This window comes from Kitasatospora sp. NPDC056446 (assembly GCF_042796115.1).
Lineage (GTDB): Bacteria > Actinomycetota > Actinomycetes > Streptomycetales > Streptomycetaceae > Kitasatospora.
Genome location: NZ_JBHTRF010000063.1, coordinates 36723 through 51974 on the forward strand (window position 1 = coordinate 36723; position 15252 = coordinate 51974).

Here is a 15252-nt window from a genome sequence, read left to right on the forward strand (position 1 = left end):
CGGGGTCCGACGCGTTCAGGACCGGGCGGCGAGGCTCTCCAGCACCTGGGCCAGGATCCGGTCGCGGATGGTGGTGGCCAGGGCGGCGATCGTCGGTCCTTCGAAGAGGTCGCGGGGGGTGACCTCGACGCCGAAGGCGGTGCGCATCCGGGAGACGATCCGCAGGCTGTTGATGGAGTCGCCGCCGAGGGCGAAGTAGTCGTCCCGGACGCCGATCCGCTCGATGCCGAGCACCTCGGTCCAGATCCGGGCCAGTGCTTCCTCGGTCGGGTCGCCCGGGGCGACGTAGTCGGCTCCCGCGCCGTCCTGGCGGGTGGGGGCGGGCAGCGCGGACCGGTCGAGCTTGCCGTTGTGGTTGAGCGGCATCCGCTCCAGCGCGACGATCGCGGCCGGGATCATGTAGTCGGGCAGGGTGGCGCCGAGGTGGTCGCGCAGGTCCCCGGCGGTCGGCACGGGCAGGCCGGGCCGGCCCACGACGTAGGCGGCGAGCCGCTTGTTGCCCTTCTCGTCGGGCCACACCGAGACGGCGGCCTCGGCGACCGCGTCGTGCCGCAGCAGGACGCTCTCGATCTCGCCGGGCTCCACCCGGAAGCCGCGGATCTTGACCTGGTCGTCGGTGCGTCCGACGAAGTCCAGGGTGCCGTCGGCGCGCCAGCGCACCACGTCGCCGGTGCGGTAGAGCCGCGATCCGGGCGGGCCGAACGGGTCGGCGACGAAGCGTTCGGCGGTCTTGGCCCGGTTGGCGACGTAGCCCCGGGCGAGGCCCACGCCGCCGACGTACAGCTCGCCGGGCACGCCGATCGGCACCGGGGTCAGCCGGTCGTCGAGGATGTAGGCGCGGGTGTTGGCGAGCGGCTCGCCCAGCGGCACGCTGCGGTACCCGGCGCCCTGCTCGACCTCGAACAGGCTGACGGTGACGCCCGCCTCGGTCGGCCCGTAGTTGTTGATCACCCGGTGGTCGCGGGCCCAGGCCTCGGCGACCTCGGGGACGACCACGTCGCCGCCGACCCGGACGGTGTCCATCCCGGGCAGCGAGTCGGGGTCGAGCGAGGACAGCACGGTGATCGGGATGGACGCCGTGGTGACCCGGCCCGCGAGCATGTGCTCGACCAGGTAGGTGCCGTTGCGGGCGACGTCCGGGCGCGGCACGACCATCGTGCCGCCGGCTGCCCAGGTGGTGAACAGGTCCTGCACGCCGGTGTCGAAGCTCATCGAGCACAGCTGGAAGACCCGGCTGTCCGGGGTGAGCCCGTACGGCCCGACCACCGCGGTGACGGTGTTGTAGAGCGAGCGGTGCTCGACCATCACGCCCTTGGGCCGGCCGGTCGAGCCGGAGGTGTAGACGACGTAGGCGAGGTCGCGGGGGCTGCCCGTCGCCTCGGGCTCGGTGTCCGGGTACTTGGCGATGACCTCGCGGTCCCGGTCCAGGAACACCAGGTCGGCGTCGGTCCGGGGGAAGCGGCCGATGCCGCTCTCGTGGGCCAGCACCACCGGCGGGCGGGTCTCCTCCAGCGTGACGCCCAGGCGCTCGGCCGGGTAGTCCGGGTCCAGCGGCACGTACGCGCCGCCGGCCTTGAGGATGCCGAGGATGGCGACGAACAGGTCCAGGCTCCGCTCGATCGCGATGCCCACCAGGACGTCGCTGCCGACGCCCCGCTCGATCAGGTGGTGGGCCAGCCGGTTGGCCTGCGTGTCCAGTTCGGCGTAGGTCAGCCGCTGGTCGTCGAGTTCCACCGCGACCGCGTCGGGGCGCAGCCGCGCCTGGGTGGTGACCAGTTCGTGCATCCGGTGCTCGACGGAGCGGTCGGCCGGGGCGCCGGCCGCGGCCGTGCCGACGACCGTCCGGTACTCGGCGGGTGAGAGGGCCGGCAGGTCGCCGACGGTCCGCTCGGGGTCCTCGGCGAACGCCTCCAGCAGGGTCCGCAGGTAGTCCGCCATCCGCCGCACGCTGTCCGCCTCGAACAGCGCCGGGTCGAAGTGCAGGCGGACGGTGATCCGTTCGCCGGGGAGCACGACGACGCCGAGCGCGGTGCCCGAGCCGGTCTCGGTGTCGAAGCGGGTGAGGTCCAGGCCGTGCGCGGTGAACGCCCGTTCGTCGAACGGGTAGTTCTCGAAGACGATGATGCTGTCGAACAGGTTGTCCCCGGCGGACAGCCCGCTCCACGACTGGGCCTGGGTCAGCGACACGGTCTCGAAGTCGCGGGCCCGGGCCTGCTCGGCCTGGAGGCCGGCCAGCCAGGGCACCAGGTCCTGCTCCGGGTCCACCCGGGCGAGCACCGGCAGGGTGTTGACCAGCATGCCGATGATCGAGTCGACGCCGGCGAGGTCCGGGGTGCGGCCGGACACCGTGCCGCCGAAGCAGACCTCCCGGCCGCCGCCGTAGCGCGACAGCAGCAGCGCCCACGCTCCCTGGAGGAGCGTGCTGGTGGTCAGCTTGGTCCGCTTGGCCACCTCGACGAGCCGGGCGGACAGCGCGGGGGCGATGTCCACCTCGACGAGTTCGGTGGCGCGCGGCCGGTAGTCCGGTGCGGCCGGGCGGTCGTAGGGCAGCCGGGTCGGCACGGTGAAGTCGCCGAGCACGCCGCGCCAGTACGCCTCCGCCGCCGCCCGGTCCTGGCCGTCCAGCCACCGCAGGTAGTCCCGGAAGGGCACCCGGGGCCGCGCCGGCGGCGCCTCGCCGTCGCGCAGCCGGGCGTAGTCGGCGGCCACTTCGGCGAGCAGTTCGGCGCCGCTCCAGCCGTCCATGACGATGTGGTGCATCGACCACAGCAGGCGGACGCTGGTGTCGGTGAGCCGGATGACGGCGACCCTGGCCAGGGGCGCGGTGTCAAGGTCGACGCCGGCCGCCCGGTCGGCGGCGCGCAGTGCCTGCCACGCCTCCTGGCGCTCGGCCTCGGGCAGGAGGCGCCAGTCGTGCCGGGTGACGGGCAGGGTGGCCGCGGCCCGGACCACCTGGACCGGGTCGCCGAGGTCCGACCAGACCACGGCGGTGCGCAGGATGGGCAGCCGGTCCGCGGCCGACTGCCAGGCCCGGGCGAGCAGTTCGGGGTCCTCGACGTGGTCGAGCACCAGGTCGAACTGGATCAGGTGCAGACCGGTGTCCTCGGTCATCAGCGCGTCGAAGAGCATCCCGCTCTGCATCGGGGTCAGCGGGTAGACGTCCTCGACGGGCCCGCCCTCGGCGAGGCGCGCGGCCTCGGCGGGGGTGAGCTCGACGAGCGGGCGGTCCGCCGCCCCGCCGGGTGCGCCGTCGGCGCCGGTCGCGCCGTCCGTGCTGGTCGCGACCCCGGCCAGTTCGGCGACGGTCGGGGTGAGGAAGAGGTCCTTGGCGGTCAGCCGGATTCCGTGCGAGCGGAGCCGGGAGACCACCTTGATGGCCAGGATGGAGTCGCCGCCGACGGCGAAGAAGTTGTCGGTCACGCCGACCCGGTCGACGCCGAACACCTCGGCCCACACCCCGGCCAGCAGCCGCTCGGTGTCCGTCCGGGGCTCGACGTGCTCGCCCGCGGTCAGCAGGTCGACCTGCGGCTCGGGCAGGGCGCGGCGGTCCACCTTGCCGCTGTTCGACAGGGGCAGCGCGTCCATCGGGATGAACCAGGACGGCACCTGGTAGCCCGGCAGCCGGGCGGACAGGGCCTCGCGCCACGCCTGCGGGTCGGCCTCCCGGCCGCGCTCGGACACCACGTAGGCGACCAGGTGCCGGGCGCCGCGCGTCTCGTGCACGACGACCACGCCGTCCTTGACGCCGTCGAGCCCGGTGAGCGCGGCCTCGATCTCGCCGATCTCGATCCGGAAGCCGCGGATCTTGACCTGGTTGTCGGCCCGGCGCAGGTAGTCCATCGTCCCGTCGGCGCGCCACCGGACGACGTCGCCGGTGCGGTAGAGCCTCCCTCCCGGCCCGGCCGCCGGGCCGGCGGCGAGGGGCCCGTCCCCGGCCGCGAAGGGGTCGGCGACGAAGCGCTCGGCGGTCAGCGCGGGGCGGCCGAAGTAGCCGCGGGCCAGGCCGTCGCCCGCGACGTACAGCTCGCCGGGCGCGCCGACCGGCACCGGGCGCAGCCACGCGTCCAGCACGTACAGCCGGGTGTTGTCCAGCGGCGGGCCGATCGGCACCACGCGGGAGCGCACCTGGTCCAGGGACAGCTCGTGGAACTGGGTGTAGGTGGTGGCCTCGGTCGGCCCGTAGGCGTTGACGACCACCGTGCCGGGGCAGTGCGTGATGACCCGCTCCAGCGCCTCCGGGGAGGGCGCCTCGCCGCCGGTGATGACGGTGGCCGCGCCGGCGAAGCAGTCGGGCGCCTCCTCGGCGAACAGGCGCAGCAGCGCGGAGGTGAGGAACACCGCCGTCACGCCGTGCTCGGCGATCAGGTCGCGCACGAGGGCGGGCGTCGGCTCCTCGGTGGCGATGACCATCTCGCCGCCGGTCAGCAGCGGCACCCACACCTCGTAGGTCGAGGCGTCGAAGGCGTGCGGGGAGTGGAACAGGACGCGCCGGTGCGCGGCCTCGCGCCAGCGGCGGTCCCAGGCCAGGGCGACCACGTCGGCGTGGGTGATCGCGACGCCCTTCGGGGTCCCGGTGGAGCCCGAGGTGAACATGATGTAGGCGAGCTGCCGGGGGTCCGGGCGGCACCCGGGGTCGTGGGCGGGCAGGCCGGCGGTGGTGGCCGGGTCGTCGACGACGAGGACCGGGACGTCGGTCGCGGCGGCCCGCTCCGCCATGGCCCGGTCCGTCAGCAGCACCCGGGCGCCGACGTCGGCCAGGACGAGGCGGACCCGGTCCTCGGGGTAGGCGGCGTGCAGCGGGACGTAGACGGCGCCGGCCTTGAGCACGGCGAGGATGGAGACGACCGCGTGCACGGACCGGTCCAGCAGCAGGCCGACCCGGGACTCGGTGGTGACGCCCTCGGCGAGCAGGCGGTGGGCGAGCCGGTTGGCCCGCTCGTCCAGTTCGGCGTAGCTGATCCGTTCGCCGCCGGCCAGCACGGCCGTCCGGTCCGGGGCGAGCCGCACCTGCTCGGCGAAGAGCTCCGGCAGGCCCCGGTCGGCGGGGAACGGGCCGGTGGTGTCGTTCCAGTCGTGGAGCACCCGGCGCCGCTCGGCCCCGGTCAGCAGCCGCAGTTCGGACAGCGGCCGGCCCGGCTTGGCGACGATCTCCGCGAGCAGGGTGCGGAGGGCCTCGGCGAGGCGCTCGACGGTCGCCGGTTCGAGCAGTGCGGGGTCGTGGCCGACGCTCACCTCCAGCGCGCCGTCGCGGTCGGCGAAGCTCAGCGCGACGTCGGCGACGGCGAAGGTGACGGGCAGGTCGGCGCCCGCCGCGCGGGTGGCCTCGCCGAGGAGGCGGTCGAAGGGGAGGCGGCCGTCGACGGCCGCGCGCAGCAGGACGGGCGCGCCGCCCCCGGTCGCGGACGGGCGGTGGACGGTCGCGGTCACCTCGTCCTCGCCCGCGTACACCGCGGACAGCAGCTGGGCCGCGGCGGTGAGGGCGCCCGGCAGGGTGGCGCCGGCCGTGTCCGCGAGCCGCCGCAGGCCCGCGGTGAGCGCGGGGTCGAGCGTGAACCGGTGCGTCGCCGTGGCCTCGGCGGGCGCCGCCGGTCGTGGACGGTCGACGGGAAAGCGCGTCACCTCGTGGTCGACGGCCGGGTCCGACGCCGGTCCTGCTTCCGGGAACCCTTCGTGGGTCACGGGCTGTCTCCCTCTTCGGTCTGCGCTGGGTCCGCACGGCGGAGGCCGTGCCTGATCGCCAAGTCTCCCCAGAGGGGCCTCGGACCAGCTACGCACTTGACGGAAGAGCGAAACAGGGCGGTCAGCAGGCGTTTTGACGCCGGGACCTGCGGCGGCACGGTCGGCGGCGCCGCCGACCGGACGCGGTGGGACACGGTGGAACGCCGATGGCGCCGCCGGATGCCCGGCGGCGCCATCGGGTGCCCGCGCGGCGTCAGCCGCCGGCGGTGCGGCTCACTCGCGCCCGCCGATCGCGTCGACCGGCGCGGGCCGCATGGCGAACCGGGTGGCCGTCGCGATCGAGCCCCAGGAGAGCGCGACGGTGACCGCCACGATCGCGAGGAGGCCGAGGACGGAGACGGTCGGCATCGCCGATTTGGTCAGCCCGAGGCTGATGCCGACCAGCGGCGGGATCGTCGCCAGCAGTCCGAACAGCAGCGCCGAGAAGACCACGATCCGGGCCTCGCCGTTCATCATCCGGCGGACCTGGTCGCGGCTGGCGCCGATGAGTTGCAGCATGGCGAACTCGCGGACCCGCGCCGCCGTCGCCATCACCAGGGTGTTCACCACGGCGATCGCGATGTAGCCCAGCAGGACGGTCTGGAACAGCAGGTTGAGCGCCCAGTCGCCCGAACCGCCCGCCCCGGGCGCCACGTTCAGCGAGGACTGCCCGCCGACCTTGACCGTCGGGTAGCGCTCGACGGCGCCGCGCAGCGCCCCGAGGAGCGCCTTCTGGTCGGTGCCGGGCGCGGACCTGACCAGCACCGCGGCGTCGGTCCGCGCGGTGGTGTGCGCGACGACCAGGTCGTTGGGCAGGGTGACGTCCCCGAAGCCCAGGCCCCGCTCGTAGATCGCCACCACGGTCGGCTTGACCACCGTGCCGTCGCCGAGCCGCAGGTCGATCGTCTTGCCGCGCTTGGCCCCGACGGTCTCCGCGACGACCCGGCTCAGCGCCACCGTCTCGCCCTGGAGCTGCCCGGTGTCGCCCTCGATCACCCCGAGGTCCATGGTGTCGGAGAGCCGGTCGGGCGTGACGCCCTGGGCCGGGTAGACCTTGGTCGCGGTGCTGTCCTCGGACGGGAAGGTCAGCAGCACCGTCATCCGCGCCACCGGCGTCACCACGGTGACCCCGGGGACGCCGCGCACGGCGTCGACGACCTCCGGGGACACCCCGGAGCCGGAGGTCGCGGTGAGCACGTGGTCGGCCCGCATGCCCTCGGCCAGCTGGTCCTGCGAGGCGGCCATCGTCGTGGAGGCGCCGAACACCTGCACGGCGGCCAGGGTCACGCCCATGGCCAGCGGGGTGGCGGCCGTGCTGAGCCGCCGCGAGTTGGCCTTGGCGTTGGACTGGGCGAGGAAGCCGTAGGCCTTGGACTGGCTGTTCAGCCGCGCGCCGAACACCCCGATGGCGCCCCGGAACAGCAGCGGGCCGATGCAGCCCACCGCGACGACGAACAGCAGCACCGCGCTCGCCGCCGTGTCGGCGGCCGAGTCGCCGGACACCGCCACGTTGTTGAGGGTCAGCAGCAGCCCGAGCGGGATCAGCAGGAAGCCGATCGCCAGCCGGACCCGGCCGAGCTTCTTGGGCTCGACGGCGGCGTCCCCGAGCGCCTCGACCGGGCTGGTCCTGGCGACCCGGCGGGCGACCATCCAGCCGCCGAGCCGGGCGCTGACCATGCACAGCACCAGCGCGGCGAGGACGGGGAGGAACCCCACCTCCATGTGGAAGTCCGGGGGCATGGCGCCCGCGAGGACGAACACCTCGCGCATCACGAACGCGAGGACGATGCCGGGGAGCACGCCGACCAGGGCGCCGGCCCCCGACACCAGCGTCATCTCGGCGCCGATCATCCAGTGGATCTGCTTGGGCGTGGCGCCGATGGCGCGCAGCAGGGCGAGTTCGCGCCGGCGCTGCTGCACCGACAGGGCGAGGGTGCTCGCCACCACGAACACCACGATCAGCACCATGGTGCCGCCGAAGGACGCCGAGGACTCGACCACCAGGCTGCGGGCGTCGCCCACGTCCAGGAACTCCACGTCGCCGCGCCCGGAGCCGGTGTGGGTGACCACGCCCGGCACGGCGGCCTTGATGCTCTTGGCCAGCTGGTCGGCGGTGACGCCGGGCGCGGCGCGCACGCCGATGGCGTCCACCCGGTCCGGACGGCCGGTCAGCTTGGCGGCCTGGCCGTCGGTGAAGAACACCGCGGACTGCCGGGCCAAGCCGTCGCCGGGCGGGTCGGCGACGCCCACCACGTGGTAGGACGAGGCGACCGAGCCGACCACGAGCCGCACCGTCGAACCGGGCGACAGGTGGGCGCGGGAGGCGAGGCCGGAGTCGAGCACGACCTCGTCGGACCCGGTGGGGGCGCGGCCGGCGGCCACCGTGAACGGCCCGAGTCCGGCGCCGGACCAGCCGTGCCCGAACACCGGGAAGCCGTCCGGGCCGCCGACCGATCCGCCCTTCTGGTCCAGCACGCTGAGCTCGATGTCGACGTCGCCGACGGCCGAGTGCACGCCCGGCACCGCGCCGACGGCGGCGACCTTGTCGGCGGGCAGCGTGACGCGTTCGCTGTAGCGGACCTCGGAACTCTCGTCCAGCCAGTACGACTGCTCCGCGCTGAGGACGACCTCCGTGCCCGCGTAGCGCTCGGGGGTCACTCCGGTGCTGAGGCCGGACATCAGCAGGATGCCGCAGGCGGTGATCACCGCCGCGCCCGCGGCGATCGCCACGAAGGAGCCGACGAAGCCGCCCTTGCGCCCCTTGATGGTGCTCCATGCCAGCGACAGGTCCTTGCGGTACGGCACCACGATGCGGACCAGCCGGCGGACGGCGCGGATCACCACTCGCCCAGGTGCGTCATGCGGGACGCGACCTGCTCCGAGGTGGGCCGGTACAGCTCGCCCGCGAGCTTGCCGTCGGCCAGGAACACGACCGAGTCGGCGTACGAGGCGGCGACCGGGTCGTGGGTGACCATCAGCACCGTCTGCCCCATGTCGTCCACGACGTGCCGCAGCAGTTCCAGGACCTGCTTGCTGGAGCGGGAGTCCAGCGCTCCGGTCGGCTCGTCCGCGACCACCGCGTCCGGGTGGGTGATCAGCGCGCGGGCGATCGCGACCCGCTGCTGCTGGCCGCCGGAGAGTTCGCTGGGACGGCGCTTGAGGTGGTCGCCGAGGCCGACCGCGGTGAGCACCTCCCGCAGGAAGTCGTGGTCGGTCTTGCGGTCGGCGAGCCGCAGTGGCAGCGTGACGTTCTCCTCGACGGTCAGTGAGCCGAGCAGGTTGTAGGCCTGGAAGATGAAGCCGATCCGCTCCCGTCTGACCTCGGTGAGCTGGACCTCGTCGAGGCCCGACAACTCGACGTCGCCCAGCCAGACCGAGCCCGAGGTCGGCCGGTCCAGACCGGCCGCGCAGTTGAGAAAGGTGCTCTTACCGGAACCGGAGGGTCCCATTACGGCGGTGAAGGTGCCACGGTGGAGTTCGATGCTCACGGAATCCAACGCCTGCACCGGGCTTCTTGTCGATCCGTACACCTTGGAGACCGAATCTAAGCGGATCGACCAGTCAGCGGTTGTGGCACGCGATGCAGAACGAGACATGCGGGGGAGCCTACCCAGCCCGCACCGCCCCCCGCCACCCGTCGCCTAATCGACCGTCAATCCCCCGCGCCCCGTGCGGGCATGGCGGGATTCGGCTTTCCCGGACGCCCTTCCCGGGGCTGATCCCCGGGATTCGGTTCCGGAAAGCCGGAGGAAAGGAAGAGCGAAAGGAATTCCCCGCACCCCGACGGTACGGATTCCGGGGCCCGCGCAAGGACCCGCGCGGCACAACCGCCCGCGCGGGGAAAGCCGTTCGGCCACCGACGCCCGGCCGGACCTCCGCCACCTGGCCGATGACCTCGTCGAAGTCGCGCCCACGGGCGGGCACTTCGAAACCCGGGCGGCCTTCCCCGGCCGCCGCCGGCGGCGGCCCCGGCGAATTCCGGATTGCCGCCGGCCGCGCGCCCGTGGCACGCCGGACCGGTACCCGGGCGGGCCCGGGCCGGTGCGGACCGGCGATCGGCGCGCCCGGCCGGCCCGCCGAACCGGCGCAGCTCAGCGCCCCTTCCGGGACGGCCGCGCACCGGTCCGCCGGGACGGCCTCCGAACGGACGGACGCCGGATTGCGGGGAATTCCCGCCCGCCACCGGGCGATTCTCCACCGCTTTCCCGCAATTCGCCCGTACCGCCCACCGGTTCCGGCACGCACCGGGCACGCGGAAAGGCCCCGGGATTCCGGGCGGGGCCGGTTTCCCGGCCGGCCCGGGCCGATCGGATCTTCGGTTCCGATCGAACTTCCGACCCCGCCGGGCGGCACACCTCGGCGGGGCCTCCGGCCCACTCCCCCACGGGGAATGCCGCGCGGGGGACGGCCGCGCGGCGAATCCGGCGGACGCCGCCCGGCATTTCCGGCCGCCGCCGGTTCCGGGAGGCCTCCGGGCCCCGGATCCGGCGGCCTTTCGACCGTTTCCCCGCACTCGGCACAAGCCAGTCATACGGTACGAAGAACCCGCCTGCCGGCTGGCCCTGCCGCGTGCCCGTGCCGCGTGCCCCCTGCCGCCACCCGGTGCGGGCGGCGGCAGGCAGCGGCCCGGACGCCTCGGCAGCCGCCGGCCAGCCCCGGCCCTGCCGACCGGTCAGCGGAACGCGAACCCGAGCAGGTCGAGCCCCGGCGCGGTGGTGATCGGCTCGGGAACCAGGTTGTCCTTGTTGACGAACCGCCGCAGGTAGCCCGCGCCCTCGGTGCCGCCGGACCCCTGCATGCCGGGCAGGTAGCGGCGGCCGAACCCGTAGTGCCGGCCGCGCCAGGTCAGCAGCGTCCGTTCGACCTCGGCCATCGCCTCGGTCAGCGCCGGGTCGCCGGCCTCCAGCACCGCGTCGCGCAGCGGGCGGACCGACCGCAGCGGGGGCACGGTCAGCTCGTGGAGGTGGTCGAACTTGGAGTACGCCTCGACCTTGCGCGCGTCGTAGCCGTACAGCACCAGTTCCATCATGTGGTAGTTCAGCGACTGGACGGCGCTGGCCTCGCCGGTGGCGTCACGGAACGTCAGGAACAGGTCGGGGGTGAGCGTCTTCAGCACGTGGAAGATGTGGTTGGGCAGTTCCGCGTACTGGATCAGCTGTGACATCAGCGCGTGCGCCTGGTCGCCGCCGCGCCCGATCGCCATCCTCGCCCGCACGGTGAAGTAGCGGATCAGGTAGAAGGCGAGTTCGCACGCCTGGACCGCGCGCAGGAACATGTGCTCGTGGTGGTCGCCCGAGGCCAGGAAGCCCGAGCAGCGGGTCAGTACGGACGCCTGCCATCGGGCCAGGCCGTCCTCGCGCGCCCGGGCGATGATCCCGGCCGCCGTCGCGCTGCCGCCGGTCTCCACCGGCAGCCGTCCGACCTGTTCGCGCAGGACGTCCAGGCGGAACAGCCGGTCCTCGGTGTGGTCGGCCTCGGTGAGCCGGGGGGCGGCGAGCCGCTCGACGGCGTCCAGGTCGGCCAGGGTCGCCTCCAGGGCCAGCACCGCGCCGGCCACCGGCTCGGTCGGGTACAGGTCGAGGAACCACGAGTACACGTGCAGGTTGGCGTAGCGGTAGTACTGGGGTATCGGCTCCCGGCTGAACGACCGGGTGAGCAGCCGCATCACCTCGCTCGCGGCCGACTGGTCGGCGTAGGCCTCCTCGTAGAGTTTGGTCAGCAGGTCGCGCTCGCTCGGGGTCAGCGCCTCGCGGCCCGACCTCTCTTGGAGCTGTGCGACCTCGTCGCATCGTCCCGGGAACTGCAAGGACGCCGGTGCGGTCTCCATGTGCCCTCCAGGGCTGCGCTGGGGACCACGGGCCGCCGCCGGCCCGTGGCTCGAGGTTTCACCTCTTGAAACCGATGACCAGTTGCTTGTCCTGCGTGGTCCGGTGCACCTCGCAGTCCACGAACCCGGCGCTCTCCAGCAGGCCGATGAACTCCGCCGCGGTCCGGTGCCTGCCCTTCGCCTCGACGTGCATCGACACGTTCATGACGGCGGTGGGCAGCGGGCCGCGCCGGTCGTCGTCGAACAGCCGGTCCATGATCAGGACCCGGCCGCCGTCGTCGCAGGCGCGGTGCGCCTTGCGCAGCAGTTCCAGGCCGGTCTCGTCGGTCCAGCCGGAGAGGATGTAGCCGAACGCGACGCACTCGGTCGGCGGGAACTCGTCGTTGTGGAAGTCGCCCGCGGCGAAGTCGAGCCGGCCCTGGAGGCCGTACTTCTCGACGGTGTCGGCCACGTACGGGCCCACCTCGGGCAGTTCGTAGACGGTGGCCTTCAGGCCGGGGGTCGCCTCCAGCGCGGCGACGCAGAACGGGCCGCTCGCGCCGCCGATGTCCACCAGGTGCCGGACGCCGTCCAGCCCGGCCAGCGGCACCAGTTCGCGGGAGACGTCGTAGGTGAGCTCCCACATGGCCGCGAGGAACTCCTCGGTGAGCTTCGGGGTCTTGTACATGACCTCGAACGGGGCGGGCAGGGCGGCGTCCACGGCCGACTTCCCGTCCGTCAGGTAGCCGTCCAGCTGCGGCAGCCGGCCGACGGTGCTGTTCATCACGTGGCTGAGGAAGCCGCCGACGGAGCGCGGGCTCGCCGGGTCCAGGAAGGGCGCCATCTCCGCCGGGACGTAGTACGCCCCGTGCTCGTTCCGCGCGATGACGCCGAGCGAGTCCAGGAGGACCAGCAGCCGGTCGAGGGTCTCCTCGTCGAGCCCGAGCTCGCTGGCGATCTTTCCGGCCGGCGCCTCCTGGGTGATGAGGAACCCGAAGACACCGTGCTTGTCCGCCAGGTGGACCGCGGTGGTCGCATACACGCCGTAAACCGCTTTTTCCAAGTCCTTGGGCAGCATCACTCAATCTCCACATCGTCTCCGCGGGCGTTCACACAGTCGCGGTACGAGCCGATCCGTTCCCGTTCGCCGATTCGCCGGGAAGAGCGCCGCGGCGACGGTCGGGAGTTATCGGCCACGGCTGGGAACCACAGCCTTTTCGATTTCCGCGAGAGGAGGCTATGGGCGGGCCGGGAACCCCCTCAAGGAAGTTGCCTTGTCGTTCAAGGAGCGCTCCGGGGTTCACTCTGACCAGCCTCGACGGGATTCCCCTTGCGTAAAGGGAGCGGATAGGCAAAGGACCTTCACCGCTGCGGAAAACAGCCAGGCCACGGACCCGGCGGCGGGGCCGGCCGGGCCGTGGAAAACCCTCGGGAAAGCGGGGCTTTCCGGACCGATCCGGCATGTGCGACCATGGCCGCCGGGGGCCGGAATTCATCGGTCCGGTTGTGCCGGGCGCTTCGGCGGACGCCGGTCGGCGCGGCCCCGGGGGCCACGGACCGCGAGGCCGCGGCGGTCGGCCGCGCTCCCCCGCCCGCCGCCGGGGCCGGTGGGCGCCCTCCGGCGCCGGGGCCGCGGATGGCGGACCTGAGCACGGATCACTATGCTGGTCACAAGCGGTAGTTCGGCTTCCGCTTGGCGGGCCGGTCGGACGACCGGACCAGGACGTCTGCAGTACCGCCCGGTGCGCGCGGCGGCTCCGCGGCGGGCCCCGGCCTACGTCCCGACGAGCCGGCCCGGCCCTGGTCGGCGGCCCGACCGGCACCCGTCGGGCCAGGCCAGGCCGAATGCGGTCCCAGGACGGATGGACGGGCAGTACCGCCGGTCGCGGTGCATCCTCCTACGTCGATCGTAGTTGCTTGTCAATACCACGGTAACGTGATCATTGTTACGTACTGGAATCCCCACGTTCCACTTATTGTTTTGATAAGTGACGGTCAAATGGGGCCGCTGGCTGGGGGACAGCTCGGATCGGTTTGGGACGTGACCGCGGTGTCGGGTGCTATTCCCGCACACCACGGGCCGTCGGGCGCGTGCCGTAGCCCGACGGATCGTGGTCGCGTACCGGGAGTGCCGGCCCTCCAGCATTGACGTGTGTGGGAGACGGGGAATTGAGAATCCACTTCACGGTTGACGACCTCGCTCAATTAAGTATGATCGCCAGTTTGGGCCCTGTCGTCGAAGGCGCATTCGCGCTGAAGCAGTTCGGCAGGCAAGGCAGCGCCGGCTTCCACGGCTGGCGCAAAAGTGTCAGGGAGCAACTCGGGACCCGGGTCGCCGAGGTGGAGCAGTTGGCGGACCGGTACGACGTACAGGAGCTGCTGCCCCTGCTCAGGCTGCACTCGGGCACCAACCAGGACCTCGGACAGGACGAACGGGCCCGGCAGCGGGTCCGGGCGACCCTGTTCGAGTTCTGCCAGGTCGCCGTGCTGCCGCACTGGCGTCAGATGCGCGGCCACATGGCCTCGGTCCGCGACTCCTGCGGCCGGATCGGCATCGCCAACGGCATGCACGCCCTCCTGGACAACCTCCACCCGAGGCTGAACTGGAAGCCCCCGGTCCTGGAGGTCGCCGGGGAGCCGGACCGTGACATCCACCTCAACGGGCGCGGCCTCGTGCTGTGCCCGTCGCTCTTCCTGTCCGGCAAGGCCTGCATGGTCCTGGAGGACGTCCAGGAGATCGGTGTCCCCGTCCTCGTCTTCTCGGTCCCCGTGGACGCGGCGGCGGAGACCGAGTTCTGGGGCCAGAACGCCGGCAGCGAGCAGGCGCTGAGCGCCCTGGTCGGGCACACCCGGGCCGCGGCACTCCAGATGCTCTCGGAGAGCTGCACCACCGGCGAGCTCTCCCAGCGGCTGAACATCTCCCTGGCCGGCGCGAGCAAGCACGCCACGGTGCTCCGCAAGGCGGGGCTGGTCACGACCGCCCGCAAACGCAACACCGCACTGCACTCGTTGACACCGCTCGGCGTGGCGCTGCTCCGGCAGCGGCATTCGACCCGGGCCTCGTAACGCGGCCCGGCCCCGGGGCCTCCCGACCGGATCCGACCCCACCCGGAACGATCCGGACCGGAGGCCCCGGGGCGTGCCCCGCCGATCCCCGCCGGTCCCGCGGACCGGCCACACCCACGGAGGGAACACGATGAGCACCAACCCGTTCGAGAACCCCGAGGGCACCTACCTGGTGCTGGTCAACGACGAGGGCCAGCACTCCCTGTGGCCCGCCTTCGCCGAGGCGCCGGCCGGCTGGACGGTCGCCCTGCCCGGGACCGACCGCCAGACGGCGCTCGACTACGTCGAGGCCAACTGGGCCGACATGCGCCCCCGGAGCCTCGCCGAGGCGATGGACCGCTAGCGGTCGGGGCCCCTCACCGGGCCCGGCCACAGCGGCCGTCCTGACGTCAGAAGTGCCCCCGGGCCGGAGGGACGGGACTCGACCGGAGTCCCGTCCGCACCGGCCCGGGGGCATTTTTCGTATGCGGAACCACGCTAGGTATACCTAGCACTACCCATTTCCTACAACCAGGGCTACAGCGCGACTCCAGGACGCGGTGGTTGACTTGGGGTACCACAACACGCCGGAACACCCGGTGGCCGGCCGCTCCCCCGTGCGGCCGACCGGTCGCGTGGTCCCCAACGGCACGGGGAACACGCGGAGAGCCGGTCCGTGCGGG

7 protein-coding genes are annotated in these 15252 nt (G+C 73.0%); 2 read left to right on the plus strand and 5 right to left on the minus strand.

Going from position 1 to position 15252, the window contains the following annotated elements; translation table 11 throughout:
- Positions 1-15 precede the first annotated feature (15 nt).
- From ACFQ6N_RS30105 to ACFQ6N_RS30125, 5 genes are all read right to left on the minus strand, one after another.
- Positions 16-5679 (minus strand): amino acid adenylation domain-containing protein, encoded by a 5664-nt coding sequence (locus ACFQ6N_RS30105; protein WP_380655732.1) that lies wholly within the window; start codon positions 5677-5679, stop codon positions 16-18.
- A 273-nt stretch (positions 5680-5952) separates the two neighbouring features.
- The gene (locus ACFQ6N_RS30110) at positions 5953-8562 is read right to left on the minus strand and encodes an ABC transporter permease (protein WP_380655733.1); all 2610 of its coding nucleotides are present in this window, start codon (positions 8560-8562) and stop codon (positions 5953-5955) included.
- A complete protein-coding gene (locus tag ACFQ6N_RS30115) occupies positions 8556-9314 on the minus strand; it encodes an ABC transporter ATP-binding protein (RefSeq protein WP_380655735.1) in 759 nt (252 codons plus the stop codon). Before ACFQ6N_RS30115 ends, ACFQ6N_RS30110 begins: the two co-directional genes overlap by 7 nt.
- Before the next feature lie 1076 nt (positions 9315-10390).
- Positions 10391-11545: a tryptophan 2,3-dioxygenase family protein gene (locus tag ACFQ6N_RS30120; protein WP_380655736.1), complete on the minus strand. Its 1155-nt coding sequence runs from the start codon at positions 11543-11545 to the stop codon at positions 10391-10393.
- A gap of 58 nt (positions 11546-11603) precedes the next feature.
- Positions 11604-12566: a methyltransferase gene (locus ACFQ6N_RS30125; RefSeq protein ID WP_380655739.1), complete on the minus strand. Its 963-nt coding sequence runs from the start codon at positions 12564-12566 to the stop codon at positions 11604-11606.
- 1181 nt (positions 12567-13747) lie between these two features.
- On the opposite strand from ACFQ6N_RS30125, the gene ACFQ6N_RS30130 reads away from it, so the two are divergent.
- Positions 13748-14590 carry an ArsR/SmtB family transcription factor gene (locus ACFQ6N_RS30130; RefSeq protein ID WP_380655742.1) on the plus strand — a complete coding sequence of 281 codons (843 nt, stop codon included), beginning with the start codon at positions 13748-13750 and terminating at the stop codon, positions 14588-14590.
- Between the two features lie 130 nt (positions 14591-14720).
- The gene (locus tag ACFQ6N_RS30135) at positions 14721-14933 is read left to right on the plus strand and encodes an MbtH family protein (protein WP_380655745.1); all 213 of its coding nucleotides are present in this window, start codon (positions 14721-14723) and stop codon (positions 14931-14933) included.
- Positions 14934-15252 lie beyond the last annotated feature (319 nt).

Bases quoted from the DNA above. Each gene is read 5' to 3' on its own strand.
- ACFQ6N_RS30115 (WP_380655735.1), bottom strand. From the start codon at position 9,314: ATGTCTCGTTCTGCATCGCGTGCCACAACCGCTGACTGGTCGATCCGC.
- ACFQ6N_RS30120 (WP_380655736.1), bottom strand. From the start codon at position 11,545: ATGGAGACCGCACCGGCGTCCTTGCAGTTCCCGGGACGATGCGACGAG.
- ACFQ6N_RS30135 (WP_380655745.1), top strand. From the start codon at position 14,721: ATGAGCACCAACCCGTTCGAGAACCCCGAGGGCACCTACCTGGTGCTG.